General features: G+C 68.0%; 25 protein-coding genes and 3 pseudogenes. 12 read left to right on the plus strand and 16 right to left on the minus strand.

Annotated elements, in window-relative coordinates:
- Positions 1–470 precede the first annotated feature (470 nt).
- On the plus strand, positions 471–1,361 hold the full coding sequence (locus AB0I66_RS00470) for a glycoside hydrolase family 19 protein (RefSeq protein ID WP_363205444.1): 891 nt from the start codon (positions 471–473) through the stop codon (positions 1,359–1,361).
- Positions 1,362–2,224: 863 nt separating this feature from the next.
- Here AB0I66_RS00470 and AB0I66_RS00475 read toward each other — a convergent pair.
- Complete coding sequence (locus AB0I66_RS00475; RefSeq protein ID WP_363205445.1) at positions 2,225–3,706, minus strand: FAD-dependent monooxygenase; 1,482 nt, start codon at positions 3,704–3,706, stop codon at positions 2,225–2,227.
- Between the two features lie 63 nt (positions 3,707–3,769).
- Here AB0I66_RS00475 and AB0I66_RS00480 point away from each other — a divergent pair, with 63 nt between their 5' ends.
- The 3 genes from AB0I66_RS00480 to AB0I66_RS00490 all read left to right on the plus strand — a co-directional run bounded on the left by AB0I66_RS00480 (position 3,770) and on the right by AB0I66_RS00490 (position 5,741).
- Complete coding sequence (locus tag AB0I66_RS00480) at positions 3,770–4,387, plus strand: TetR/AcrR family transcriptional regulator C-terminal domain-containing protein (protein ID WP_363205446.1); 618 nt, start codon at positions 3,770–3,772, stop codon at positions 4,385–4,387.
- A 174-nt stretch (positions 4,388–4,561) separates the two neighbouring features.
- Positions 4,562–4,915 (plus strand): hypothetical protein, encoded by a 354-nt coding sequence (locus tag AB0I66_RS00485; RefSeq protein ID WP_363205447.1) that lies wholly within the window; start codon positions 4,562–4,564, stop codon positions 4,913–4,915.
- 319 nt (positions 4,916–5,234) lie between these two features.
- Positions 5,235–5,741, plus strand: a complete 507-nt coding sequence (locus AB0I66_RS00490) for a hypothetical protein (protein ID WP_363205448.1) — start codon at positions 5,235–5,237, stop codon at positions 5,739–5,741.
- A gap of 274 nt (positions 5,742–6,015) precedes the next feature.
- On the opposite strand, the gene AB0I66_RS00495 is transcribed toward AB0I66_RS00490, so the two are convergent.
- From AB0I66_RS00495 to AB0I66_RS00505, 3 genes are read right to left on the minus strand one after another with little or no spacing between them, the layout of a single operon-like run.
- Positions 6,016–6,438 carry an MFS transporter gene (locus tag AB0I66_RS00495; RefSeq protein WP_363205449.1) on the minus strand — a complete coding sequence of 141 codons (423 nt, stop codon included), beginning with the start codon at positions 6,436–6,438 and terminating at the stop codon, positions 6,016–6,018.
- Positions 6,408–7,397 (minus strand): sugar porter family MFS transporter, encoded by a 990-nt coding sequence (locus AB0I66_RS00500; RefSeq protein ID WP_363205450.1) that lies wholly within the window; start codon positions 7,395–7,397, stop codon positions 6,408–6,410. Before AB0I66_RS00500 ends, AB0I66_RS00495 begins: the two co-directional genes overlap by 31 nt.
- Positions 7,390–8,241: a phytanoyl-CoA dioxygenase family protein gene (locus AB0I66_RS00505; protein ID WP_363205451.1), complete on the minus strand. Its 852-nt coding sequence runs from the start codon at positions 8,239–8,241 to the stop codon at positions 7,390–7,392. Before AB0I66_RS00505 ends, AB0I66_RS00500 begins: the two co-directional genes overlap by 8 nt.
- Before the next feature lie 114 nt (positions 8,242–8,355).
- Here AB0I66_RS00505 and AB0I66_RS00510 point away from each other — a divergent pair, with 114 nt between their 5' ends.
- Positions 8,356–9,381 carry a LacI family DNA-binding transcriptional regulator gene (locus tag AB0I66_RS00510; RefSeq protein WP_363205452.1) on the plus strand — a complete coding sequence of 342 codons (1,026 nt, stop codon included), beginning with the start codon at positions 8,356–8,358 and terminating at the stop codon, positions 9,379–9,381.
- Between the two features lie 217 nt (positions 9,382–9,598).
- On the opposite strand, the gene AB0I66_RS00515 is transcribed toward AB0I66_RS00510, so the two are convergent.
- Entirely contained in the window at positions 9,599–9,925 is a 327-nt protein-coding gene (locus AB0I66_RS00515; RefSeq protein ID WP_363205453.1) for a helix-turn-helix domain-containing protein, read from the minus strand.
- Between the two features lie 104 nt (positions 9,926–10,029).
- Between AB0I66_RS00515 and AB0I66_RS00520 the strand changes: the two genes are divergently transcribed.
- Positions 10,030–10,905: an NAD(P)-binding domain-containing protein gene (locus tag AB0I66_RS00520; protein WP_363205454.1), complete on the plus strand. Its 876-nt coding sequence runs from the start codon at positions 10,030–10,032 to the stop codon at positions 10,903–10,905.
- Positions 10,906–11,811: 906 nt separating this feature from the next.
- Positions 11,812–12,711, plus strand: coding sequence for a GNAT family N-acetyltransferase (locus tag AB0I66_RS00525; protein WP_363205455.1), 900 nt, complete (start codon positions 11,812–11,814; stop codon positions 12,709–12,711).
- A gap of 142 nt (positions 12,712–12,853) precedes the next feature.
- Here AB0I66_RS00525 and AB0I66_RS00530 read toward each other — a convergent pair whose 3' ends face one another.
- Positions 12,854–13,012: an alpha/beta hydrolase gene (locus AB0I66_RS00530; RefSeq protein WP_363205456.1), complete on the minus strand. Its 159-nt coding sequence runs from the start codon at positions 13,010–13,012 to the stop codon at positions 12,854–12,856.
- 33 nt (positions 13,013–13,045) lie between these two features.
- Here AB0I66_RS00530 and AB0I66_RS00535 point away from each other — a divergent pair.
- Positions 13,046–13,173, plus strand: a pseudogene (locus tag AB0I66_RS00535) (LuxR C-terminal-related transcriptional regulator); the annotation flags it as partial.
- Between the two features lie 186 nt (positions 13,174–13,359).
- On the opposite strand, the gene AB0I66_RS00540 reads toward AB0I66_RS00535, so the two are convergent.
- A complete protein-coding gene (locus AB0I66_RS00540; protein WP_363205457.1) occupies positions 13,360–13,974 on the minus strand; it encodes an SH3 domain-containing protein in 615 nt (204 codons plus the stop codon).
- A gap of 143 nt (positions 13,975–14,117) precedes the next feature.
- Positions 14,118–14,567 carry a hypothetical protein gene (locus AB0I66_RS00545; protein ID WP_363205458.1) on the minus strand — a complete coding sequence of 150 codons (450 nt, stop codon included), beginning with the start codon at positions 14,565–14,567 and terminating at the stop codon, positions 14,118–14,120.
- 130 nt (positions 14,568–14,697) lie between these two features.
- Between AB0I66_RS00545 and AB0I66_RS00550 the strand changes: the two are divergent.
- Positions 14,698–15,313 (plus strand): annotated as a pseudogene (locus AB0I66_RS00550) (LLM class F420-dependent oxidoreductase); the annotation flags it as partial.
- 237 nt (positions 15,314–15,550) lie between these two features.
- Positions 15,551–15,814, plus strand: coding sequence for a hypothetical protein (locus AB0I66_RS00555; protein ID WP_363205459.1), 264 nt, complete (start codon positions 15,551–15,553; stop codon positions 15,812–15,814).
- Between the two features lie 155 nt (positions 15,815–15,969).
- Here AB0I66_RS00555 and AB0I66_RS00560 read toward each other — a convergent pair whose 3' ends face one another.
- From AB0I66_RS00560 to AB0I66_RS00590, 7 genes and pseudogenes are all read right to left on the minus strand, one after another.
- A complete protein-coding gene (locus AB0I66_RS00560; protein WP_363205460.1) occupies positions 15,970–16,986 on the minus strand; it encodes a zinc-binding dehydrogenase in 1,017 nt (338 codons plus the stop codon).
- 46 nt (positions 16,987–17,032) lie between these two features.
- Positions 17,033–17,398: a MerR family transcriptional regulator gene (locus AB0I66_RS00565; RefSeq protein WP_363205461.1), complete on the minus strand. Its 366-nt coding sequence runs from the start codon at positions 17,396–17,398 to the stop codon at positions 17,033–17,035.
- Positions 17,399–17,502: 104 nt separating this feature from the next.
- The gene (locus AB0I66_RS00570; RefSeq protein WP_363205462.1) at positions 17,503–17,928 is read right to left on the minus strand and encodes a hypothetical protein; all 426 of its coding nucleotides are present in this window, start codon (positions 17,926–17,928) and stop codon (positions 17,503–17,505) included.
- A 745-nt stretch (positions 17,929–18,673) separates the two neighbouring features.
- Positions 18,674–19,342, minus strand: a complete 669-nt coding sequence (locus AB0I66_RS00575) for a hypothetical protein (RefSeq protein WP_363205463.1) — start codon at positions 19,340–19,342, stop codon at positions 18,674–18,676.
- A 100-nt stretch (positions 19,343–19,442) separates the two neighbouring features.
- Positions 19,443–19,838, minus strand: a pseudogene (locus AB0I66_RS00580) (GNAT family protein); the annotation flags it as partial.
- A 60-nt stretch (positions 19,839–19,898) separates the two neighbouring features.
- Positions 19,899–20,444 carry a pyridoxamine 5'-phosphate oxidase family protein gene (locus tag AB0I66_RS00585; protein WP_363205464.1) on the minus strand — a complete coding sequence of 182 codons (546 nt, stop codon included), beginning with the start codon at positions 20,442–20,444 and terminating at the stop codon, positions 19,899–19,901.
- 228 nt (positions 20,445–20,672) lie between these two features.
- Positions 20,673–21,257: a hypothetical protein gene (locus AB0I66_RS00590; RefSeq protein WP_363205465.1), complete on the minus strand. Its 585-nt coding sequence runs from the start codon at positions 21,255–21,257 to the stop codon at positions 20,673–20,675.
- A 245-nt stretch (positions 21,258–21,502) separates the two neighbouring features.
- On the opposite strand from AB0I66_RS00590, the gene AB0I66_RS00595 reads away from it, so the two are divergent.
- Entirely contained in the window at positions 21,503–23,284 is a 1,782-nt protein-coding gene (locus AB0I66_RS00595; protein WP_363205466.1) for a histidinol-phosphate transaminase, read from the plus strand.
- Positions 23,281–24,084 carry a phosphatidate cytidylyltransferase gene (locus tag AB0I66_RS00600; protein ID WP_363205467.1) on the plus strand — a complete coding sequence of 268 codons (804 nt, stop codon included), beginning with the start codon at positions 23,281–23,283 and terminating at the stop codon, positions 24,082–24,084. The genes AB0I66_RS00595 and AB0I66_RS00600 overlap by 4 nt, the downstream gene beginning before the upstream one ends.
- Before the next feature lie 174 nt (positions 24,085–24,258).
- On the opposite strand, the gene AB0I66_RS00605 is transcribed toward AB0I66_RS00600, so the two are convergent.
- Positions 24,259–24,771, minus strand: coding sequence for an EF-hand domain-containing protein (locus tag AB0I66_RS00605; RefSeq protein ID WP_363205468.1), 513 nt, complete (start codon positions 24,769–24,771; stop codon positions 24,259–24,261).
- Between the last annotated feature and the right edge of the window lie 151 nt (positions 24,772–24,922).

Raw genomic sequence — 24,922 nt, forward strand, 5'->3', positions numbered from 1 at the left:
CGGAGCATCAACAGCCGGTGAAGTGGGGGCGTCTGCTGTCGGCCTGTTGCACCGCACCCTTTGGCAGAACCTGCCACCTCGCCGGTGTGCGGCGACCGGATTGATCGACCTTAACGGCGGCGTGGCTGCTTTCTGTGCCCCATGCGTGTCGTCCCTGCTGGCGGCGTTCCCGCCGCCCCCCCCGTAGGGATACGCGCGGCCACGTCGAGGAATCACGGACGACGCATCCCGGCCGCCTCAGCACCCGCGCACCACGCGCCGGGACAGGACGCGGGAGCGGCTTCCTCGATTGTCGGCTTCCTCGTTTGTCGTGATCTGTTCTGTGCAGGCGGCGGCGCGCGGCGAATTCCGGTCAGCCGTGCACCAAAATTGGTCCAGACCTTGACAGGTCCAGACCATTTCGCTTGAGTCACCGACACCCCCATAGCGGCGTGGAGTCCGCCGCCAGTTCGCCCGATCGGAGATGCCGCGTGATCAAACGTCTCATCAGTTTCGCAGCAGCACTGGCTGCGCTCTGCGCGATGATCGTCATTGGCCCGGCGGCCGCCACGGCGGCCGCCGCCGCGTGCGCCACCCCCTGGAACTCCTCTTCCGTCTACACCGGCGGCAACACCGCCTCGTACAACGGGCACAACTGGACCGCCAAGTGGTGGACTCAGAACGAAACGCCGGGCCGCAGCGACGTCTGGACGGACGCGGGCACCTGCGGCGGCGGCACCGACCCGGGCAACCCCGACCCATCAGGATTCGTGGTCAGCCAGGCGCAGTTCAACCAGATGTTCCCGAGCCGGAACTCGTTCTACACATACAAGGGCCTGACCGACGCACTCAAGGCGTACCCGGCCTTCGCCAACACCGGCAGCGACACCATCAAGCGCCAGGAAGCAGCGGCGTTCCTCGCCAACGTCCACCACGAGACCGGCGGTCTGGTGCACATCGTCGAGCAGAACCAGGCCAATTACCCGCACTACTGCGACGCCAACCAGCCCTACGGCTGCCCCGCTGGGCAGGCCGCGTACTACGGCCGCGGCCCGATTCAGCTGAGCTGGAACTTCAACTACAAGGCGGCGGGCGACGCGCTCGGCATCGATCTCCTGCGAAACCCCTACCTGGTGGAGCGCGACCCGGCGGTCGCCTGGAAGACCGGCCTTTGGTACTGGAACACGCAGTCGGGTCCGGGCACCATGACGCCGCACAACGCCATGGTCAACAGCCGCGGTTTCGGTGAGACCATCCGCGCCATCAACGGCAGCCTGGAGTGCAACGGCGGCAACCCCGGCCAGGTCCAGAGCCGCGTCGACCGCTACAAGCAGTTCACCCAGATCCTCGGCACCACGCCGGGCTCCAACCTGAGCTGCTGACCTTCCTTCCCCGCGCACGTCGGCCGGGCGGTCCTGATCCCGTATCAGGTCCGCCCGGCTTGCTGCGTCACTGCCCGCTCCGGTGGCAGCAGCCGAACGGAGCACCGGATGCATGGCGCGGAAACGGCTGGGCAACCGCCCGGCTGACGGCAGCATGGGTCAGCACCAAAGCAGGGCGAAGGTGCCCGTGAGGAGAGCGAGGAGCTTCGTCGTGGTGGCCGCCTCGGTGACCTTCGAGCTTGCGGGCGGCCCAGGCGGTAGGGGTACCCGCGGTTCACGCGTCAGGCAGCCTGCATTTCTTCACACCTGCCACGCCAACAGCAGCACTCAAGGTGGCATGGTTGATCGACTGACGGGCCGGACACTCCGCGTCCGTGTTGGGGGGACTTACTACATGCGTACTCGTACTGCTGCAGCTTCGGCCGCTTTGATCCTCTGCACGGTGATGGGCTCGGCAGCGTGCTCGTCACCCTCGGACGGCAACCCGCCCTCCGGCACCTCGACCTCGGACGAACAGGGCAAGAGCCAGCGCCAGGCGGCGGACGGGGGCGCACCCGATGTCGACCCCTCAGCCTGCGCGACTTCCAGCGACAAAATCCCCGAAGGCTGCGAGGCCGACATCGATGTGGCCGACATGGGTGAGGCAACTCCCGCCGCAGAGCCGCCTGCGACGAATGCATGGGTACCCCCGACGGAGTAACTGCCCTTACGACGGGCGGCCCGCTCGACGTGGAGCTTCGGAGCCGACTGGGGCCGAGAGTGCCGGCGGCGAACCCGCGGTGCCCGTAGTTCGCGCCTCTGCGAGTGGAGTGCCGCAGCAGCATCAGTGGACTCCGTGGCCATCGCTATCGGCAGCGTCCTGGTCAGCTGTGAGTCGCGGATATCGCCGCATGTGCCTCGGCGCGCAGAACTTCGGTGTCGGGCTGTTCGCTTGCCCAGGCGACGTGGCCGTCGGGGCGGATGAGCGCGGCCCGCACGGTGGACCAGGCGGGGCGCGGGTCGGGCCGGTGTGCAGTGTGCGTGACGACGTGGGCGGTGGAGGGCTGTGCCGGGGTGCCGGTGAAATGCAGCAGGACATGGCGGCCGGTCCGGAGCAGTGTGAAGAGGTCTGTGTTGTCGCCGAGTTCGAGGTTGGGTGCGCGGTGACCGGTCAGGGGGTGGTGGTGTGCGGGGCCCGGGTAGGCGACGGCCAGGGCGGAGAGTCGTTCGGCCAGGTTTCGGGAGAACTCGGGAACGGTGGCGATGAGTTGACTCAGGAGCGTGCGCAGGTCCTGACCCTCCGCCGAATAGCCGTTCATCAGAGCCGTCTGGGCGCGGGTGTTGAGCAATAGATCGGCGCCGACCGGGTGGCGTTCAGTGTGGTAACTGTCGAGAAGACCGGCGGGGGCGATGCCTGCCACGGTGGCGGCAAGCTTCCAGCCGAGGTTCATGGCGTCCTGGATGCCGACGTTGAGGCCCACACCTCCGGCCGGGTAGTGCATGTGCGCCGCGTCGCCCGCGAGAAGGACGCGGCCCCTGCGGTACTCGGCAGCCTGACGGGTGGCGTTGCCGAACCGGGAGAGCCAGCTCGGGTCACGCATGCCGAAGTCGGTGCCGACGATCCGGGTCACCTTGGCGCGCAGCCCGTCGAGGGTGAGCTCGCCGGGGTGGCCGGTGTCGTTACTGTCCGGGTCACCGCCGACGATCCGGTGGATGCCGCCCGGCAACGGGACAACCATGACGCCGCCGGTGGCCCCTGACACGGCCAGCACCGCTTCCTTCGGCGGGTTGTCCAGGACGACGTCGCCCAGGAAGCCCCAGGTGGTGGCGTCGTTACCGGGGAAGTCGATGCCCGCTGCTTCGCGCACGGTGCTGCGGGTGCCGTCGCAGCCGACGATGTAGTCGGCGCGCAGTGCGTAGAGGCCGTCTGGGCCGGCTGCCTGCACGCTCACCCCGTCTTCGTCCACCCCGTCTTCGTCCTGGGTAAGTCCGGTCACTTGGTGCCCGCGCCGGATCTTGGCTCCGGCCGCAAGCGCGTGTGCTTCCAGGAGTTCCTCGGTGCGGGCCTGCGGCAGGGCGAGTGTGAAGGGGTAGGGGGTGTCGAGGACCCCGAAGTCCAATCGGTCGTCGAGCCCGCCGAAGTGGCCGCTGGGGATGCGTCGGCCCTCCGCGAGGAAGGGCTCCAGCACGCCCCGGGTGGCCAGTACCTCCAGTGTGCGCGGATGAATGGTGAGTGCCTTGGAGTGGGGGTCCCGCTCGCGGCGCGCTTCCAGGACGGTGACGGGTATCCCGCCCAGCCGCAGTTCGGCGGCCAGCCACAGCCCGGTGGGGCCACCTCCTGCGATGACGACGTGCTCGTGCTCCATGGCAGCTCCTCAAGAATTTCTTGGTCAGTGACCAAGAAGGCGTGCGCCCAGTAGACTAGGTCGGTGACCAAGAAGCAAGCGGCGAACCTCGCCCGCACTCGGCTCGACCCCGAGACGGTGGTGCGAGCGGCCCTGGAACTGTTGGACGAGAAAGGCGCGGACGGGCTCTCGATCCGCGGCATCGCGGACCGGCTCGGCGTCCGGATGAACACCGTGCTCTGGCATGCGAAGACCAAGGCGCGGCTGTCGGAGCTGATGGCGGACGCGATCGTGGCCAAGGCGCCGGTGGACGGACTGCCCGAGCCCTGGGAACCCCGGGTGCGCGAACTGCTCCACCGCTACCGCCGCGCCTTGCTGGCCCACCGGGACGGGGCCAGAATCGTTGCCGGAACCTACGCCGCGGAACCCGCCACCCTCCGCTTCGCCGACCTGATGACCGAGGCGCTGCTGGCCGGCGGGCTGACGGAACGCGAGGCGGTCTGGACCGGCTGGAGCCTTGTCTACTTCGCCTTGGGGCTGGCCCAGGAGGAACAGGCGCTTCCTGACGCGAAGGGCCCGGCGTTCGCACGACAGCTGGACACCGGCGAATACCCCTCGCTGTCCCGAGCCGCCGCGTACTTCGAGGACACCTCCTTCGACGAGCGCTTCGACTACGGGCTCTCCCGCATCCTGGGGGTGTGAGACGGGGTGGCGCCCTACGCCTTGCGGTGCTGCCGGGCGGCAACGTCCTGGGCCTGGATCTGGACCTGCCCGCCGGGCGGTGGGACCACCGTAGAGCTGGGTCCCACAGCGAATACACGAAGGGACGCAACCTGGCATGCCGGTGGAACGATTGGAGGTCCTGGGATGTCCGGTGTGGAGCAGCACCTGCGGACTCCATGGCTTCGCACCCAGCTCATCGACTGGCTTTCTACGATGGCCGATCGGGATTGGCAGGAAGCGAACTGGTCCAGCGCCGATGCCAACGACTCAGCCATCGACGAGGTCTTGGATTCCTTCGATGACACCAGGCTCCTGGAGCAGCCGGAGGGGCGAGTCGGGTACATCCTGGCCGACAGCCGAGAAGTCGCAGCCATGAATAGGCAGAGGGCTGCCCTCGACGCCACCCTCTCGCCCACGTCGCCAAGCGACGCCGAAATGGTCCGCTCCGACGGCTGGAGGACAGTGATCGCTGCGGCACGTGCGGCACACGAGGCGATGACGAAGTGAGACAGCTCATCCCATACCGGATCCGTACCGGGGCAGACGATCGCACCGCCATGAAGCAGCTCGGGTGGGCCGATACTGTTCCTGCGTGGCGCAGCTGCGGCGAGCGTCTGGGTCTGGCAGATGACCGACGGGTGCGGGGCGTGGTTGGAGAAGTTGGGCCTGGCCGACCGCCGATGCGCGCCTGTCAGGAGAACTTGGCGGTGGCCCGGGTGTGTTGACAGCGCGCCAGACGAATGCAACCTCGATTACGAACGCGAGGGACCAACACGCACCAGGCACTTCGGCCCCCACACCATCCCCCTGACAAGCAAGGGCAGACGTGACCAGCGAAGTACGGCAACGCCTCAAAGAGCGGCGCGAGAGGCAGGAGTTGGAGCGCCTGCTGCACGATGCCTCCGAGATCGTCACGGCGCCCACCCTGGCAACCCCCGAGGTACCCGCCGGGGTGCTGGATGCCGTACGAGGGTTTTGGAGCATGTCCCATGAGCCCGCCGCGACGTTGAACGACTCGGTCCCCCAAGAGCATCTGGACGCCTGGGTGCAGGAGCTCCTTGCCCGGCACGGATTTCACACGTCGGCCTTCCTGCTCACCGACCTCGACGTCGCACCGTGGATCGAGTTTTGCATGCCGCCCGGCTGGTTCGCCACGATCCGCCGGGCCAGAGAAGCCTCATGGGTTTTCCTGAGAAGTGACCTCGGCGCGGTGGCAGCGGTCAGCGAGCAGGAGTACCAATTCGAGTTCTTCGTGGCCCCACTCCCTCACGCCACACCAAACCCGCCTCGGGTCCACGCAGCACTCCTGCAGCGCTCATCTGTCGCGGGTTAACCACGGCGGCTCCTCGCCGTTCCAGAGGTACGAGAATTCCGCTATCGCCTCTGCCAAGGCTTCTTTATCCACGGCGCAAGCAGCTCCTTAGCGAACCAAACAACACTGCCTTGGCCGGACGCACCTATCGCTGAGACGCGTTTAGAGACCTCATCTTCGGGGCGCAACAGCAGAGACAGCCACGCAGACACTGAACACTCCGAACACTCCGACCTTCGCCACCACCTGCAGCGGGTACACACCTCTGCGAGTCAGACCTCAGCGTATGGCTCCGTCAGAGCAGGTTCTGGCGCAAGGGGCCCGGGGCCCGGAGAGCCTTTTCGATGTCTTCCAGGGACTTGTTGCGTGTCTCTGGGACCTTGAGCAGGACGAACACCACGCACAGGACGTTCATGGCCGCGTAGACGAAGAAGGTGCCCGATCGGCCGATGGCGTTGATCGCGCTGAGCGCGGTGACCGCGATCAGCAGGTCGAACCCCCAGACCGTGAGCGTGGCCAGGCTCGTCGCGGGTCCGCGCACGCTCAGGGGAAGGATTTCCGGGGCGATCAGCCACACGACCGACTGCATTCCGATCCCGTTGCAGAGGATGTAGGCGAACAGCGAGACGATGACGACCCAGTGCTGGGCGGTGGAGTCGCCCACGAGGAAGGCGACGCCCAGGACGGTCATGGAGAGCCCGGACAGCGGGATGAACACCTCGCGTCCACGGCGATCGCGCCGCTGATGCCCGCCACGACGAGCATCACTCCGATTCCGATTCCGGTCAGCAGAGCAACGGAATCGCCGAACCCGGCATCCGACAGCATGGTCGGGGCGTAGTAGACGATCGCGTTGATGCCGGTGAGCTGGGAGAAGGCGGCAACTCCCAGAGCGACGACCAAGGCGGGGCGCACCCAGGGCTGCGTCATGGCGCGCCGATGCACCGGTGGTGCGGCGGTGGCGATGTCTCGGATGCCGGCGATCTCTGCTGCGACGTCTGCACCCTGCGGACGCAGCCGTCGCAGGACCGCCTCCGCTTCACCTTCGCGTTTGTTGTCCACGAGCCAGCGCGGGCTCTCCGGCAGCTTGACCATGCCGACGGCCAGCACGATCGCAGGGATGACAGCCAGGGCGAACATGATGCGCCATCCCCCGCTGCCGGCGAACAGCCAGCCGCACAGGTAGGCGAGCAACTGGCCGATGGCGACCATGAGTTGGAACAGGACCATGAGCCGACCCCGGATGGCGGCCGGCGCCACCTCGGCGATGTAGACGGGAACCATGTTCGATGCTCCGCCCACGGCCAGGCCCAGGACGAAGCGCGCGGCGACGAGCGCTTCGGCTCCCGGGGCCACGGCGGCCCCCACAGCGCCCAGCGCGAACACGGCGGCCACCCACAGGACCACCCGTCGCCGTCCGAAGCGCCCCGCGAGACGTCCCGAACCCAGGGCGCCGACCATGGCACCGACCAGGATGACGCTGACCACGATCTCCTGCCCGCGTGAGGACAGCTCGAGGTCCTCCCGCAGATACAGCAGGGCGCCGGAGATGATGCCGGTGTCGTAACCGAAGAGCAGGCCACCGACGGCGGAGACGGCGGCCACCGCGTAGACCAGAGCCGGCTGACGGGCTGTGGCGTGCGGGGATTTCGGTGCCGGGGTGAGGACCTCAGGCATCGCCCATGACCAAGCCCTCGATGGTGTGCTTCTGCGTCATCGGCGTCAGCTCGTCCACGATGGGGCAGTGCAAGTGCCGGCGTACCCGCTCGGGCAGCGACTTCCAGTAGCCGGAGGTCACGGCGGTGTCGTGACGGTCACCGTTGTTCGCCGCGGGGCCGTCCACGCCCAGGATGAGCACGGGGCGGGGCTTGGCGGAATGGTTGGTGGTGCCCCGGTGGATCGTCAGCGCGGTCCGGGCCGAGATGTCACCGCGCTGCGGATACTTGCGCACGGCCCGTTCCTCGTAGCGGCCGTAGAGAGACTTGGGCGGGAACATGCCGTGCTCGAAGTCCGGGCCGTCGTCCCACTGGGTGCCTGGTGCGATCTCGAAAGGGCCCATGTCCTCGGCCGTGTCGACCGTGGTCACATTGATGGCCAGGGAGGTCAGGCGCCGCTCGCGTTGCGTCTCCTGCGGGATGGGGAAATCGCGGTGCCAGGGCTGGTTCACGGCGCCTTCCAGGGGCACGTCGAAGCCAAGCTCCACGATGCGGTAGTCGGGGCCCAGCGTCGCGGTGCACAGCGAACGCACCCACGGGTGGTCCACCAGGTCCACGAAGCCCCTGATCTGCTCGGGGTGGATTTCCACGTAAAAGCGGTTCGGTCCACGGCCCACGGCACCGTCCGGGCGCTGCAGAGCCTCCGCGAACGCCCGGTTCACGTCGTCGCCGAGCCGGTCCGCCCACTCCTTCGTGAACGCCCCCTTCCGTGCCGTGATGCCCTCCGTGTACAGGCTCTGCACGTCCGCCGACACATCGATGTCCAGGTCGCCGGCGGTGACGCCGGGGAAAGTGTGCACGCTCATGCTGCGCCTCCTTGCGCTGGATGACGCCGCTCATCTTGCAACGGTGATTGCAACGTGGCAATAGCCAGAATCGGATCTTTGTTTCGGCCGTCGCCGCATGCGAGGATGTGAGCCGTGAGCAGTCGCCTGAAGGACGTCGCCGCCCTCGCAGGCGTCTCGCCCCGAACCGTTTCCAATGTGGTCAGCGGGTCTGTCCCCGTCGCCGAGGAGACGCGCGCCCGGGTGCAGGCCGCTCTGGACCAGTTGGGCTACCGTCCCAACATCGCCGCGCGCAATCTGCGGGCCGGCCGCACCGGGCTCATCGGCCTGGCCATTCCCGAACTCCACTCGCCCTACTTCGGCGAACTCGCCAGCCTCATCGTCGATGCCGCCCAACAGCGTTCGTGGACCGTCGTCATCGACCAGACCTTCGGCGACCCCGAGGCAGAAAAGCGCCTCCTGGAAGGCGCCGGCGACCGCCTGGTCGACGGACTCATCATCAGTCCGTGGTCGCTGGGCCCAGGAGAGCTCAAAGACCGCTCCCGCGACGTACCGGTCATCCTCCTTGGCGAGCAGCCGCCCCACGGGTTGGCCGACCGCGTCGCCGTCGACAACGTCCTTGCCGCCGACGAAGCCACGAGTCACCTGATCGAGTCCGGACGCAGACGCATCGCCGCGATCGGCCTGCAGCCCCACCTGCACAACGAGACGGCAAGGCAGCGCCTGGCCGGCTATCACCAAGCATTGCGGCGTGCCGGCCTGCCACAGGACTCCGGCCTGGAAAAAGCGGTGACCACCCTGCACCGCGCAGACGGCGCCGCGGCCATGACGGCTCTTCTCCAGGAGCCCACACGTCCCGACGCCATCTTCGCGTTCAGTGACGAACTCGCCCTCGGCGCCCTCCACGTCGCCCACCAGCAGGGCGTCCGTATCCCCCAGGACATTGCCGTGGTGGGGTTCGACGGCATCGAGGACGGGCAGTACGCCAACCCGCCCCTGACCACCGTGGTCCCTGACAAGCGTCAAATCGCGGAACGAGCCCTGCAGTGCCTGGCAGATCGCATCTACAGCCCTGCATCTACCGTCCCACCGCTGGACATAGTGATCCCGCACCGCCTCGAGAAACGCGCGACCAGCGGCCCACCGCGCAGCGCCAGGTAGGACGGCTTCCCGCGAGACGCCTCGCGATCAACGCCCCGCGACCGGCGAACGCTCGGGGTGCAAGTTCGCTTCCGACACGCCGGGTGGCTAGGCACGCCGGAGGAAGACTCCCAGAGCCCTTGCGTGCGAACGCCACCATGGCCGCGATTCCGGGCAGCCGGCGATCAGAGGGCTGGCCACTGTGAGTTGACAGCCAATCGTCATGGTTCGAGCCGGGTCATGACAGAGCTTCGATCCGCTCCTGGTGCTCCTCGCCCCACTCCCCCAGGGGCATGAGGGCGGTGACAAGAGATCGACCGAAGTCTGTCAGCGAGTACTCGACCTTGGGCGGCACCTGCTCGTACACCTCGCGGTGCACGAGCCCGGCCGCCTCCAGTTCGCGCAACTGCAGGGTGAGCATGCGCTCGCTGATCCCCTCCACCGTCCGCCGCAACTGCCCAAAACGCAGCGACTCTTCCTCTCCGAGCCAGAAGAGAATCAGTCCCTTCCACTTCCCGCCCATGACGGCGATGGCGGCATCGAACCCGCAGGTGTACTTCGCCACGACAACTCCCCAGGCTGCGAGCACTAACAAAAATGTCGGTACTTGTAGAAAGTATCGTGCCCGCCGAGCATGGTGATCTCCAACTCCCCAAAGAGGTGGGCGACATGCCTGCACAGACTCCCGTAACGGTCATCGGCATCGGCGCCATGGGCAGCGCCCTCGCGACGGCCTTCATCGAAGCCGGACACCCCACAACAGTGTGGAACAGAACCGCCTCTCGTGCGGTGCCCTTGATCGAGAAGGGTGCGACGCGGGCCGACTCGTTGGCAGCGGCGATAGCGGCGAGCCCGCTGATCGTCACGGTGCTGACGACGCACGAGGCCACGGAGGAAGCGTTGGCTCCAGCCGCGGACGAGCTCAAGGGGCGCGCCCTGATCACCTTGAACAGCGGCTCCCCGGCAGGCGCCCGCCGCCTGTCCGCATGGGCACAGAGTTACGGGGCCCGCTACCTCGGCGGGGCGATCAAGAACGTCCCACCGGCGGTGGGCGCGGCGGACACTCTGCTGTATTACGGCGGCGAGGAATCGGTCTTCGCGGAGTACGAGCAGACCCTCCGCGTCCTGGGCGGCGACACGGTGTACCTGGCCGCGGACCCGGACCTGGCCGCGCTCTACGAGATGGCGGTGGGCGGCACGCTGCTGCCGGCTCTCGTCGGCTTCTTCCAGGGAGCGGCGGCGCTGCAGTCACGCGGGCTGGAGGCGGCGTCGATGGTCCGCTTCGCCGTGAAGTGGTTCGAGATGATCAGCTCGGTGCTTCCCGTCATGGCCCAGGAAATCGACAGCGGCGACTACAGCAAGCCCCTGTCGACGGTGAACATCTTCGCGGCGGGCGCGGACCATGATGTGGAGCTGGGGAGGGAGGCGAACCTGGACGTGAGGTGGCACAAGCCTTTCCACGACTTGCTGAACCAAGCGATGGAGACCGGTCGGGGCGAGGAGAGCATCGCGTCACTGACTGAGCTGCTGAAGGAAAAGCCCTAGTGGAACACGCAGCGTCTGCCGGTGTTGCGTTGACGGTAGGCGATGGGATCGAACGCTGGGGGCCGTCTGTCGCAGTGTCGACCGCGGCGCGTGCGGTGAGCGCCCCGACCGTCCGGTTCCGGGGGCGCTGCGGGGGTGTGGCGGAGCCGCAGGTCAGCGCGGTCCGCGCGGGTGGCATACGCGCGACCTGCGCTGACTTGGGCGGGTTGGGAGCGTGGGCGGCCAGCACCGAGGCGGGGCGCTTCGAGGGCGGCCACAATCGCGGTGACGTACGGAGCCTCGCCGCGGTGTCCAGCAGAAACGACCGGCATGTCATTGCATCGCTCAAGCGGCACCCGTGGGGATCGGTGTAGGTGCGGACGGGCCCCTCGTCCGCCTCGTCCAACGCCGTAATCCCCCATACCAGCAAGGCTGCTAGAGCAGTCCAGCCACAGCTATCGCAAAGAGCCTGACGGCGAGGTTCGACAGCATCCGCCCTCCCGCAACTTGCCCTCCGGGGACTGACGCCACCCCTTCGTAAGGATACGGGTGGGCCTGGGGGCGCCCGCCGAGCAACCGCACCTGCGGCCGACGAGGTCGGTGTCCCCCAGGGCCGATGAGCGCCTCCAGGAGCAGAGGGCCGCTGGAATTACATGGTCCGGGAATTCGATTCAGGGCAGCCTGAGGCTCCAACTGGACCCGTCACGGGCGTGCTTGATCACATCGACTGTGGGCCAAGGCAAAAAAACTCCGTGGACGGGCCCTCAACAGACCACCTAGTGTATGGCTCCACGCCCTGAGACGGATGGAAGGAGGCGAGTGCCGTGCGGTTCACACCTTTCCAGCGCTCCCTCATTTCGCTGTCCCGGCGTGGTTCGTGAGTTCTGACCGGGAGCGCTTCAAGCAGCCTGTATCCCGGAGGAATCCATGACCGATGCGGTCATCCGCGCGCTCTCCGCGAGCGACGCCCATCTCTTCGACGCACTCCCCGACCCCCTGGGCGCCCGTGAAAGCCATCGGCTTACCCAGTTCCGCCCCGACTGGAAGCGCGTCGCCCTGCGCGACGGAGTAGTAGTCGCGCGCGGCGCGTGGTGGGGCGGCCCCAACGACTCGGAGCCGCTCAACATCAACTGGTTCGACGTGGCCGAGGGCGAGGAGGAGGCGGGGGCCGAGCTCCTGCGCTCCGCTCCCTGGCAGGTCGAACTCGAGATCAACCTGCCAGGCGGCTGGCGGGAAGAGACCGGCTTGCGTGCCGGCGCCGAGTCGCGCTTCGCCGCCGCACGAGCCGCAGGGTATGAACTCCTGGTGGAACGCTTCACGTACCGCTGGACCCCTGAGCGAGGTCTGCCCGAGCGGCCCGGACGCCTGCGCTTCAGCGCCGAACCCGACGACAGCGTGTTCTTCGACGCGTTGCGTCGCATCCACTCCGTCACCCTGGACGCCCACGCGCTCAGGGCCATCGAGGAGGGTGGCCTCGACCGGGCCGCCCAGGAAGAACTCGACTTCTTCCACTGGTGCCCCTCCCCGCGGGAGTGGTGGCAGACCGCGTACACCCCGGAGGGCGACCTGGCCGGCATCCACATTCCGGCCCACAACCCCTCCGGCCCGACCATCGGCTTCATCGGAGTCGTCCCGGAACAGCGCGGTCGGGGCTACGCCTATGACCTCCTCGCGGAGTGCACCCACCTCCTCGTCGAACAGGGCGCGGAGTTCGTCGGCGGAGCGACGGACCAGGGCAACTTCCCCATGGCCTCGAACTTCGCCAAGGCTGGCTTCCCCGTCGTAAGGGAACGCATCAACTTCCACCCGGCGGGCCAAGCGGCCTAGCGAGGAGTAGCACGCACTGAGGGGTCCGGTCCGAGGGCGGGGCCGGACCCCTTGTCGACGACATGATCAAATCATCGGGGTCGGCGAAGGCACGGCTGGCCACGGTGGTGCGTCGTCGTAGGGCTCAATGCCCGGCTGCGGCTCAGCAGGTCAGGTCTCTGGCCGGGAGCCTGCCCGTGAGCAGGTAGACCGTGGCGCTCTTGTCTGCGCAGGAGTTGGTGCCGTGGACGATGTGTCCCTCTCCCCCGGCGACGGTGACCATACGGGAGCCGCGCAGGGCCCGGTGCATGGCTCGGTGCATGGCCCGCGCCGTGGTCAGCGGCGTCTGCGATTCTCGGTGAGCCTGGAGACGGTCAAGACGCACGTGGGAAAGTGCTGACCAAGCTCGGCGCGCAGAACCGCACCCACGCGGTGGTGATCGCCTACGAGTCCCGTCTGGTGGTGCCGGGGTTCACGGGCTGAGACGCAACATGGCTCGCGTGAGAGCCACCGAAGTGAGCGAGGACCACTGCGAGGCAGCTGGCAAAGTTGCGTAGAAACCATCCCCGAGGGCGGGCCCGGAACTGGCGACGCCCTCCACGGCTCCGGCCGCCGCACCCGTGCGGCGGCCGGACACCGCAAGCCTCCCGAAAGGGCCAAGGGCGGAGATCACTTGCAGTTGGGTACGGCGCCCTGCACCTTGACGTAGCGAGCGGTAACCCATCCCTTGGGCACGTTGACCCGGTACCAGGCTCGGTTACCGCCGACCGACTGACCTGCCTTCTTGCAGATCACATTGAAGGTCTGCCGGTAGCGGTAGGCCCCCACTGCAGCCGAGTTGGACGTGGGCTGGCGACGCACGAACAGCCCGGCCTTCGAGGTGACGGTTCCCTTGACGACCTTCGAGTTGGGCGCGGCAGGAACAGTGAACTTGCCCTTCGCCACCCACTTGCCGCAGCCGACTCCCCCCACCACGACCTGGTGGGCGCCCGGCGCGGCATTCGCCTTCACCGCGGCCCGGCCCGTGTACATCAGCGGCTTGGCCTTCTTCGCCAGCACGACCGGTTTGGCGAAGGCGTCGGACCTTGCCTGCACCGAACGGCACGTCTTGGGAACGCCCACGACCTTCACCGTGACCGCCGCCCGCTGCTGCACCGAGGCCGGGGTGACCGTGACCCTCGGCTCCGCCCGCGAAGCATCAGACGCCGATGCCGGCGCGACACCAGTGAACGCCACGGAGGCGAGAGCCACCACCGCACACCCGCTCATAGCACTACGAACCATGACTTCGCTTCTCCTTGGTGACGCGTCGGGCTCGCTGAAGGAGTCCGAACTCCTGCGCTGTGCGGGAAACATAGAACTGACACCAGGAATACGAAGCGACCCCTCGCCCGACACGCGTCCCATCACCAGAATGCAGGAACGCGTCAGCGGCAGTCGGCCCCGTCCGCCAGGCGGCCCATGGATCCGGATACTCCGGGAGCTGCCGGCAGTCGCCGCGGCACTCCTCCGAGCGGCACACGACGAGTGCGGGTGGGCCGCCGAGAACGGGGCGACTGAGACGACGCGCACGCGGCGTCAAGGACGAGAGCCAGCAGCCGATTCGCCTGGTCGGTGTCCTCGTCACGGACCGTGGACAGCGCGATCCCGGTGACGAGTTGGACCAGGTCACCGGCGGTCACGTCGGCACGAGCGGTCCCACGCCGTTGCGCCCGGGTGAGGAGACTGGTTGCCGCGTTCAGGATCAGCTGATGACAGTCGAAGTGCGGCGCGCCGGGCCCGTTGACCATCAGGGCGCTGCCCATGCCGTGGTCGGCACGTGCATGGTCCAGGAAGGCCCCCAGCCACCGCGACAGGGCGTCATCGGCGGAGTCCACGGCGCACAGGCTTTCTGCTTGTCGCACAGCATCTGAATCCGGCTCTTGAGTACGGCGGTCAGCAGGGTCTGGCGGTTCGGGAAGTGACGGTACGAGGTCCCCGGCCCCACGCCGGCCCGGCGCGCGCACCCTGGGTGAGGCTTTCCCCTGACGTTACGTACTCGGCCTGGGCGGGCACCGCGTCGACGACACCGTTCACGAAGTGGACGGCTACCCCGTACGGGCCCGTGGCAGGGCGGTGGCCACGATGCGCTCCTACCTGGAGGCCATGGACGCGTCACCCGCCCACGGTCCACAACCAGACCTGGTTCCGCGCCGCGTCCTGGCCGCCCTGGGTCCGAGGATGCTCAAGCTGGCCGCCGAGCACACCTGGGGCGCGCACACGTATTTCGTGCCCGTCGAGCACACCGCACGGGCACGTCACATCATGAAACCGGATGCGTTTCTCGGCGTCGAGCAGGCCGTCGTACTCGACCGTGACCTCGGCCGGGCCCGGGAGGTGGCTACAGCGCGTGTCGCCCCCCTATCTCACGGCGCCGCACCAGGAGGCGAGCGTGCGCCGACTCGGCTTCGGGGACGAAGACATCGTCGGCGGCCCAAGCCACAGACTGGTGGACGCGATCGTCGCCTACGGAGACACAGAGGCGATCCGCCGACGCGTTCAGCAGCACTTCCAAGCTGGAGCCGATCATGTCTGCCTGCAAGTACTGACCGCCGATCCGGCCAAGCTGCCGCAGCGAGAATGACGCGAGCTCGCCCCCATTCTCGCGCCCTGCTCAACTGGGCCGGCCACCTCACACTGAACAACCGGACGCTGGAGGCGGGAGGCAGGAGACGGGAGGCCAGATCAGCGTCGCGTCCGACATCAGGCCTTCTGTCACCGGTATGGCCCACCAGCTCGGGCGGCGCCGCCTGCACGGCCGGAACGATTGGCAGCATCCCGGCGCATCACGCCGGTACCCCCGTCAAGGAAGGGAGACGTCATGCGCCGTCTCAGCACCGCTCTGTTGGGAGCCGCCGTATTCGTCGGCATCCTCGCTGTTCCCGCCCAGGCAGTCCACGCCACCCCAGCACCTGCATCAGCAGCTGCTCCCACCGACCCCCTGCCCCCGCTCTCGATTCCGGAGATCAAGCTGCCCGAGATCAAACTGCCCCAGATCCCCGGCGTCGAACTGCCCGACATCAAGCTGCCCCAGATCCCCGGTCTCGAGCTGCCCCCTATCCCCGGGCTCCCCAAGTTGAACTGACTGAGGCGCGGAGCCTCACGAGGCGGCAAGGAAGCATGCGAGCCAGTGCCGACCGGCACCCTGGCGGTATGGCTCCAAATCGAGGTGGCCGGCGTTGCACGAGGGGCAGCCCCGCTTCGGGAGACAGCGGAGCATTGCGGTGAAACACGGGTGTCCTAGCGCCAGGGGTCGAGGGCGAGCTTGCCCTGTGTCTGGCCCGCTTCGAGTTGCTCCAGCACCCTGGCACCCTCGGCCAGGGGCTGAACCTGGGGGGTGCCCGGCTCGTACACACCCCGTTCGATCAGGTCCTGCAACTCGACGAGCAACCACTGGTAGAGCGAGGGAGCCGTGGCCGCCAGTGCACCGATGTGCAGGCCCTTGACTTGAACCTGGTGACGGAAGACCAGGTCGTACGTACTCAGGGTGGCGTCACCGGAAGCGGCGCCGAATACCACGATGCGTCCGGTGAAGGGTTTGGTGACCGCCAGGCTGGTAGCGAGCGTGGCCTGGCCCACTGATTCCAGGACCAGATCGACACCGCCGGTCCGGCGGGTGATCTCCTCGGCCAGATCAGGGCGTCGGCTGTCCCAAACCTCGTCGGCGCCAAGGGCTTTGACGGTGGCGTGCTTCGCTGGCGACGCCGTGGCAAACACGCGGGCACCGTAGTGGCGGGCCTGGCGAACGGCAGCCTGTCCCACGCCTCCGGCCGCGGCGTGCACAAGGACAGACTCACCTGCCTTGATCTCGCCCAACGGCTTCAGTGCGGCCAAGGCGGTGGCCCAGTTCAGCACCATGCCGAGTGCTGCGGCGTCGCTCCAGCCAGCCGGCACCGGAAGGACAGCCGCGGTCGGCATCGTCATGTACTGCGCGAAAGCCCCCGATCCGACGCCGACCACGTGGGTACCCAGCGGCAGCGGACGTTCCACGTCCGGTCCCACCCCCACGATCTCCCCGGCTGCCTCGAAGCCCGCCACATACGGGGCCCGGGGGCCTCCCCCGTAGGTCCCGTGGGTCTGCATGACGTCGGCGAAGTTGACTCCGGCGGCGCCCACCAGGATCAGGTACTCCCCGGCTCCCGGGGTGGGGCGGCGCTGATCCAGCGTGAGGGCCAGGTCCCGCGGCCCGCGCTGCGACGGCTGGATGAGTGCCCGCATCGTCTGTGCAGCGGTGGTCCGCTGCTCGTTGATCTCCATGCAGCGAACGTAGAACCCTGACACTTGCGTCAAGGTCAAGTCGCCGTCAGAGATCGGTACGGTGAGCCTCCTTCAGGTAGGTGTCGAGCGCCGCCTGCTGATCGTTGAGAATCGCGATACGGGCGGCGAGCCGATCACGGTACAGATGTACCCCCTGCAGGAACTCATCGCACACCGCCGCGCTGCCGGCATCGGAGCCGTCAGCGAGGCGGGGCAGGAGTTCCCTGATCAAGCGCACGGGAAGCCCGGACTCCAGCAGGGTGCGGATGACGAGCACCCGGTCGATCGTGGACTGGCAGTAGTCACGAAACCCGTTGCTGAAGCGGCCGGGGACGATCAGGCCCTCGTCCTCGTAGTGCCGCAACGATCTCGAACTCACACCGCTGATCCTGGATGCCTCACTGATCCTCATACCCAAAGGCAACGCGCAAGGGCATCACGGCCTTCCGGCGCGCACCTACGACGAGTTGAGGACCTGGTCTCTGGTCCTCCAGGCCGCAGGCCTCTCCGGGCGGCTCAGTGCGCCCGTAGCGCGCCCGATCTGCTGAGTGCCCAGACCGCCAGGAGGTCCAGCACCATGACGCTGATCGACCACACGGGATAGTACGGAATGAACAGGAACTGGGTGATCAGGCTGACCGCACCGAACACCACGCCGGCCCCGCGGCTCCAGCTCTTTCCGAGCAGCACGGCCAGGCCCGCGACGATCAGGGCGAGACCGATCACCAGATGACCCCAGCCCCAAACGGTCAGGTCGAATCGATACACGTACTGCGACGCACTGAAGATGTTGTCCCCGGCGATACCCGCGATGCCCATGAGAACGCTCAATGAGCCACTCAGTTCCAAGGCCAACCCTGCGAACATGGGCAACCCGGTCACCGCAGCACTGGCTTGATCTCCCCGCGAACCCTGTAGCCGCCCCGCGCTTGCATCCGACATGGTCACCGGCCTCCTGACCTGCGGTCACTGGCTCCAAAATGATCGGGCCGTACCGCCTATCCGATACATACAGTGTCGTTGCCGCTGCGGGACAGCGCGACTGCAATGCCGGCCGATACACGTCGCAGCCGTAGCCGTCAGAGGGCGATGGGCTCGCGGACGGTGGGGCAGGTCATGCCATGGTCGCCGCCGCGCCCACGGCCCACGGTGGCGAGGCCGCCCACCAGGTATTCGGCGAGCTACTAACGCTTGGTATCAGCGTTTAGCGAAGCGGAGGTCGGTGGCGACCCGCACCCCAGGTCTTCCGGCAGAGCCGACACGGGGCACGGCCAAGGACGCCGCCGCGTGAATCTGCGCATCGATCTCGCCTGGATCCTGGCAGTGGCGCAGCAGATGCCGGGAGGTCCCCAGGTTGTCGACTACGGCGTGCCCGTCGCAGCGCAAGCACGTCATCAGGCGGAGGTCCTGGACCACGAGGTCTATCGCGAGCCCGATCACAAGGCTGCCGCGCTGCTGTGTGAGCTGGCGAGGAACCCCAGCCCGGAGAAGAGGAACCTGCTGTTCGCGGCCACGGTGACTGCGGCCTACCTATCGGCGCTCGGCCTTGCGGGGAGTCCCGGTCTCGACACGGTTCTCCCCCCTGGCCCGCGCGGCGCGCGACGGACTCCCCGTGCGAGAAGTGGCCGCACAGCTCAAGACCTGGACCAGCTGATCGGGCAGGCTCTCGTCTCGGCGTCGTGCCGGGTCAGCGCCGTCCGGGCACGAGGTCAGGCGGGATCAGCTGCTGGTCGGGTTCCGTGTAGGGGTCGGCGGCGCGGTAGGCGCGCTCTTGCGCTCGGTCGGGGAAGCGGGCGCAGGGGCTGCTGCCCAGGCCGGTGACCTCCTTGAAATCCGCCTCCCAGCGGATGGACAGCCGGTAGTCGTCCTTCTCGGCGTGCACGCTGAAGTTCTTCTTGTTGATGGATTCGCTCCGGTCGACGTCCCAGCCCTGTGCCGTCAGATGGCGCTGTAGACGGTCGAAGGCGTCCCGCACCCCGGATTCGTCCTTTATGACCGCGGTCCAGCCATGCTGGATGTTGTAGACCCCGTCGAGAGGATCGTCGTTCATCGCTTCCAGACCATCGGGGTAACACTCGCCCGTCGAAGCGGAGTTGCTGGAATGGTGTTCGGTGGGATCTTTCGGCCCGGACCGAGGTTTCAGCACGGGTCCGAGATTCAGTACACGGTAGGCATCCTGGTTCTGGGCCGCGATGCGCCGCAACATTTCCGGCGGCGGCTCTTTGTCGTACCACTCCGGCCAGCCATACATCGCAAAGCAGGCGCCGGCGCCGAGCAGGGCCACTGGGGTAAGCAGGAGGGCAATCATCCGGTGCCGTCTGCGGCTGGACGCGGACGATGGAGCAGGTGCAGTCATGGATCTCACCGTAGGCAGCCCCGCGTCGATCCGAATCCGTGCAAGTACTCACATCGTCCCTGCGTACCTGGGTAGTCGGGCACGCTGCGCCCTGCTCAGCTCACCGGGGTATGACCCTGGTGGCGGTCGGTTGGGTGGCCCTGAGGGCTTCTGCGGTGATGGCCCAGCGCTCGTGATCACGCCATTCGCCGTTGATGAGCTGGAAAGCGGGCGAGTAGCCCTCGGCCTGGAATCCGAGGCGCTTGACCAGCTTGAGTGAAGAGACGTTGTCGGGCTGGATATTCGCTTCCAGCCGGTGCAACTGCATTTCGTGGAAAGCGTGTTGGAGGACAAGTCCGAGGCCCTCGGTCATGTAGCCCCTGCCGGTCGTGGACGCGTAGGCGGTGTAGCCGAGGGTGCCGCTCTGGAGCGCGCCCCTGACGATGTTATTGATGTTGGCTCCGCCGACGATCGCGCCCGTCTCGCGTAGGCAAACCACGAACCCTTCGTGGGTTGGCTGCTCAGACCTCCCTGAGGTCGAAGACCGTCTCCGCAGCTGCTGCCTTACGCAGATCCGTTAAAAGCTGTAGCGGGTGTGGCTGAACACCTGGCCGTCGTGCCCGAAGCCGAACGCCGTGCCCGGTGCCACAGCAAACAGCAGGTCGTCGCCCGTGCGGATGCTGTCGCCGAAGCCGAAGAAGACCCCGTCCGGCGATGTGATGTGGCTTCCGTACTGCGCCTCGAAAGCACCGATGACCTCGTCTTGCCGCGAAGGATCCAGCACCTCCTCGGCCGTTCCCTCGATCACGATGTCGAGTCCTTCGGAGAGTGAGTTGTGCCCGGTGGTCAGCGCGCAGTGCGCATCGCCGGCCAGGTTCTTCGCCTTCTGCTCGCCGCGCCCGGTACTGAAGTGCAGCGCCCCGTCGTACCAGGCGGCGATCAGCGGCGTGACGTGCAACCGGCCGTCCGGCCGGATCGTGGTGATCCAGAAGATTTCGGCGTCCTGGAGCCTGCGCTGGACCTCGGCCCAATCGGTGGCCGTGACGGCCCCGGCGTCCGGGCGTGGGTTGAGCGCGGAGCTGTATCGGGCGTCAAGCTCAGTCTTGGGCTGCTTCTGCGTCATGCGGAGCTCTTTTCCGTCTTCTCGCAGCGAAGGCACGCACGTCTCAACGAAGCCTACGCACGCCTGCCTGGCTGCGCTCGGCTCAGGTCGCGGCTCAGGTCTCGGCTCAGGTTCTGTGTCGACCGGGACGACCGGGACGACCGGAACACTCACCACGCCGTGTGAGAGGCGGCTTGCCGTGACGCGTCCCGCGAGTTGGAAGCAACGGTTCAAGGGGTCGGCTGGCCCTCAGTCGAAGATGTCCAGGACATCCGGCCAGGAGCCGTCGGCTGCGGGGCGGGCACGCATCGGGACCGGATCCGGGTAGGTCTCCGCTGCGGCCCTCGCGCGGACGATGTCCGGCCCGCCGCACGCTTCGACCGCGAAGGCGCCGAAAGTCTTGGCGAACGCGGCCGGGTCGCGAAACTCGACGCCAAACGCTTGGCCGTTCCGCAGCGGCACCCAGACCACCCGGTCGAGCCGTGCCCATTCCAGCACCGGCCTGTCGTCCGCGGTCGACCGCCCTTCCAGCCACAGTCGCGCCACGTGCACCAGGTTTATCTCCTCCATCGGCAACCGCTTGCGCCGCACCCGCAGTTCACGCGCCGTCAACTCGACCCGCTGGTCTTTCTTGGGGTACCAAACCACGCCGATACCGAACGGTACCCACAGCAGAATGCCAATCATCGGCCAGACCAGTGCATCACCCCACGACCGGATCAGCCCGCCGTCCAGCAGGTACAGGGCCCCGAAGACCACAACCCACTTCGCCGTCATCCGCCAGAACCCGGTGCCCTGCCGGTACAGGACGCGCCGCTTCTCCGTCATCACCATGGCCGCACGTTATCCGCCTCGCCGGCAGCCACCGTAGGCGCCCGCCGACTCGACCGAGGCGAGCGGGGCCGTGGCAACTACTCACGTACTCAAGTACGCGTACTCATGTGCGGCCGTAGGGCACCCCCGAAGATGTGCTCATGGCGCGTACGCCGGCAGGCCTGGCATCCAGGTGTCGCCCCGCCCGCTCGCCACAGTCGTCCTCGAGAGTCAGAGCCCCCGGGCCTTTGCCGAAAGAGACATGCATGAGTCGCGACCTGCACATTCGAGCTGCCACTCCCGAGGACCTGGACTGGATCCACGAGTTGCGGCACCGCGTGTACGCCCAGGAGCTCGGTCAGCACACGCCGCAACCGGACCAGCGGCTGTACGACGCGCTGGACGGCGACAACGTCTACCTCGTCGCGGCCCGGGGGTCGGTCCGCATCGGCTTCGTCAGCCTGACCCCACCGTGGCTGGGCCGCTACGGCCTCGACAAGTACCTCACCCGCGACGAACTGCCGCTGTTGTCCGAGGGCGGAGTCTTCGAGATTCGCATCCTCACCGTGGAGCCGCGTTGGCGTAGCACCATGGTGGCACCCCTTTTGATGTACGCGGCCCTGCGCTGGATCTCCTCCAGGGGAGGTCGCACGGTGGTGGCGATGGGCCGCACCGAACTGCTCGACATGTACCTCTCGGTCGGCCTGCGGTCTGTAGGACACACGGTCCGCAGCGGTGCGGCGACCTTCGAGGTGCTGACGGGCGAGGTGGCCGGGCTGACGCAGGTGACCGCCACCCGGTATCGCGCTGTCCTGGAGCGGCTCGGCTCCATGGTCGACTGGCAGTTGGACATGGACTGGGCGCCCGGACCGGACGGCTGTGAGCACGGCGGCGCCTCCTTCACTGCCATTGGAACGGACTTTCGCACCTTGCACCGGCGCCACGAGGTCGTCGCTGCCGACGTGTTGGACGCCTGGTTCTCGCCCGCTCCCGGGGCAAGCGCGGCGCTCATGGACGACCCGGCCTGGTCCGCCAGGACCTCTCCTCCCACCGGCGCCGATGGTCTGCTGTCGGAGGTCGCGCAGGCCCGGGCGCTCCCGGTGGAGACGCTCGTGGCCGGGGCCGGATCGTCCGACCTGATCTTCCGGGCGTTCGGCCGATGGCTCACTCGGAAGAGCAGGGTGCTGCTGCTGGATCCGGGGTACGGCGAATACGCCCATGTCACCGAGCGCGTGATCGGGTGCCACGTGGACCGCTTCCGGTTGTACCGAAAGGACAGGTGGCGCATCGACTTCGCCCGCCTCGCCTCGGTCGTCGAAGCGGGCCGCTATGACCTGGTGGTCGTGGTCAACCCGAACAACCCGACCGGACGCCACGCATCCGCCGCCGAACTGCGTACCTTGATCGCGGCCGCCCCGGCCGGCACCCGTTGGTGGATCGACGAGGCCTACCTCGGCTACGTGGACCTGGCGGAGTCGCTTGCCCCGCTGGCCGCGGTGGAACCGCGGGTCGTGGTCTGCACCTCGCTGTCCAAGATGTACGCGCTGTCCGGCGTGCGTGCCGCCTTCTTGGTGGCCGAACCCGCCACCGCGGCGGTGCTGCGCCGGTGGACGCCGCCCTGGGCGGTGAGCCTTCCCGCGCAACTCGCCGCCGTGGCCGCCCTGCGCGACCCCGAGCACTACCGCTCCCGCTGGCTTCGCACCCACACGCTGCGCCGTCAACTGGCTGCTGACCTCGCCGGGGTGGACGACACCGCCGTGGTCGAAGAGGGCGTTGCGAATTTCCTCAACATCACCCTGCCGTACGACGGGCCGAGCGCTGCCCGCCTGGTGCGCGAGTGCCGCCGGCACGATGTCTATCTGCGCGACCTGTCGCCTCTCTCGCCCCAGTACGAAGGGCGCACCGTGCGCGTCGCGGTCAGGGACGCGGCGGAGAACGCGCGCATCGTGGCGGCGTACGCAGCCGCGCTAAAGTCGCTGCGACCTGGCTCGCTCACGCGGCAGTCCCCGGGGACCCCGGCCGACGTCCCCGCCGGCCACGCCCGGTGACCAGCGTCGCCTCCCTCGCGCCCTTCCTCGGCGGGGCCCTGGCACTTGGTGGGATCGCCGCGGCACTCTCCGGGCGCCGCGAACTCCTGGTTCGTTGGTGCTGCTGGGCGGTCGGGGTGCCCCTGGTCGCCGGAGCGTTCTGGTCGGGCAGCCCGGGAGTGACGGCCCTCGCGCTCGTGGTCGGGGTGGTCGCAGCGATGGAGTTCGGCGGGCTGATGGGTTTGCCCCGGCCGGACCGAGTGGTACTGGCCGCGGCCGTCTCCGGCGTGGTGCTGACTTCGTGGCTGGCGCCCGGGCACGAGGTGCGGGCGGTGGCGTTCGGCGCGCTGGCCATCGCCGCGGTCCCGCTGCTGGCCGGTGACTCCGCCCACGGCCTGCGCCGGCTCGGGGCCGGTCTGCTCGGTCTTGTCTGGCTGAGTGTGCTTGCCGGCCTGGCGCCGCTCGGCGCGACCGCACTCGTCCTGTTCGTCGCTGTCTCGGTGGGCGACATCGTCGCGTACTTCGCCGGTCAACGGCTGGGCGGGCCACGGCTGTCACCGCTCTCCCCCGCCAAGCGGTGGAGCGGAACCCTCGCTGGTGCGGCTGCCGCCCTTGGTGTACTCGCCGCGCTGTCCGCGCTGAGCCTGCCGATGGCCGTCGCGGTGGCGGTCGGCGCCCCGGCGGGGGACCTCATCGAATCCATGGTCAAGCGGGGAGCACACGCGAAGGACTCCGCGCATTGGCTGGCCGGCTCCGGTGGCCTGCTCGACCGAATCGACTCACTCCTCCTCGCCCTGGCCATCGTTCTTCTCCTGGGCTGATTCCCGGCGCCCGCGCGAAAGGGGTGCGTGCGGCGCAGGTATGCACCCGGTCCACGGCACGGTTCCCTGCGAGCCCCCCCCGGCCCGCTGCCCCGGCGCCCTTGCAGCCCCTCGACGCCCGGCCCTCGGCCCCAGCCCACCGGCCCCCACTCGCGTACCAGTGCCTGCCGTGGGTCAGTTGTGGGCCTCCGCGTGCAGGGCCCGCGCCATCGGAGAGGCCCCCTCGGTGACGAAGGAGCGGATCTGCCCCAGGTAGGCGTCGCGGTCGATGAGTCCGTCCTCGTCCTCGTCCATGGCGTCGAAAGCCGCACGGGCGTTGTCGGCGGGGTTGCCCAAGGCGCGGCGCAGCCGGGTGAACTCCGCCCGGTCAAGGTGTCCGTCGCTGTCCGTGTCGGCCAGGTCGAACAGTGATCCCAGGGCCGGCCTGCACACCTCGTCGAAGGCCTCCCCTCCCGCCCATGCCGCGTACTCCTCGAAGAGCACCCGTCCGTCCTGGTTCGCGTCCATCGACGCGAAGACCCGCTCGTGTGCGGTGCGCGCCAACGCCAGAAGCGGGTCGTCACCGGCCCGGCCCAGTGCCTCAGCTGCCCGTTCGGGCCGGGCAAGGTACTCCTGGCGGGAGATCACTCCGTCGCCGTCGACATCCAGCATCGAGAAGATGTGCCGCTTTGCCGTGATGGTGTCCACCCGGGTCCTCATTCCTGCGCGAAGCCGCAGAAACGGCGAGCGCCGCCTCCCTCACGGAAACGATCAACCCGGCACCAGGTCACCTCGCCCAGCCCCTGGCTGCCACCGACTGACCCGCTCACCACAGCCCGGCCCCGCCTGGCGGGCGCAG

The sequence above is a fragment of the Streptomyces sp. NPDC050439 genome, assembly GCF_040655335.1.
GTDB lineage: Bacteria > Actinomycetota > Actinomycetes > Streptomycetales > Streptomycetaceae > Streptomyces.

Bases quoted from the DNA above. Each gene is read 5' to 3' on its own strand.
- AB0I66_RS00500 (WP_363205450.1), bottom strand. From the start codon at position 7,397: ATGCCTGAGGTCCTCACCCCGGCACCGAAATCCCCGCACGCCACAGCC.
- AB0I66_RS00585 (WP_363205464.1), bottom strand. From the start codon at position 20,444: ATGACGCAGAAGCAGCCCAAGACTGAGCTTGACGCCCGATACAGCTCC.
- AB0I66_RS00590 (WP_363205465.1), bottom strand. From the start codon at position 21,257: ATGGTGATGACGGAGAAGCGGCGCGTCCTGTACCGGCAGGGCACCGGG.
- AB0I66_RS00560 (WP_363205460.1), bottom strand. From the start codon at position 16,986: ATGGAGATCAACGAGCAGCGGACCACCGCTGCACAGACGATGCGGGCA.
- AB0I66_RS00505 (WP_363205451.1), bottom strand. From the start codon at position 8,241: ATGAGCGTGCACACTTTCCCCGGCGTCACCGCCGGCGACCTGGACATC.
- AB0I66_RS00555 (WP_363205459.1), top strand. From the start codon at position 15,551: ATGCGCCGTCTCAGCACCGCTCTGTTGGGAGCCGCCGTATTCGTCGGC.
- AB0I66_RS00475 (WP_363205445.1), bottom strand. From the start codon at position 3,706: ATGGAGCACGAGCACGTCGTCATCGCAGGAGGTGGCCCCACCGGGCTG.
- AB0I66_RS00530 (WP_363205456.1), bottom strand. From the start codon at position 13,012: ATGCACCGAGCCATGCACCGGGCCCTGCGCGGCTCCCGTATGGTCACC.
- AB0I66_RS00565 (WP_363205461.1), bottom strand. From the start codon at position 17,398: ATGAGGATCAGTGAGGCATCCAGGATCAGCGGTGTGAGTTCGAGATCG.
- AB0I66_RS00575 (WP_363205463.1), bottom strand. From the start codon at position 19,342: ATGACTGCACCTGCTCCATCGTCCGCGTCCAGCCGCAGACGGCACCGG.
- AB0I66_RS00570 (WP_363205462.1), bottom strand. From the start codon at position 17,928: ATGTCGGATGCAAGCGCGGGGCGGCTACAGGGTTCGCGGGGAGATCAA.
- AB0I66_RS00540 (WP_363205457.1), bottom strand. From the start codon at position 13,974: ATGGTTCGTAGTGCTATGAGCGGGTGTGCGGTGGTGGCTCTCGCCTCC.
- AB0I66_RS00525 (WP_363205455.1), top strand. From the start codon at position 11,812: ATGACCGATGCGGTCATCCGCGCGCTCTCCGCGAGCGACGCCCATCTC.
- AB0I66_RS00595 (WP_363205466.1), top strand. From the start codon at position 21,503: ATGAGTCGCGACCTGCACATTCGAGCTGCCACTCCCGAGGACCTGGAC.
- AB0I66_RS00520 (WP_363205454.1), top strand. From the start codon at position 10,030: ATGCCTGCACAGACTCCCGTAACGGTCATCGGCATCGGCGCCATGGGC.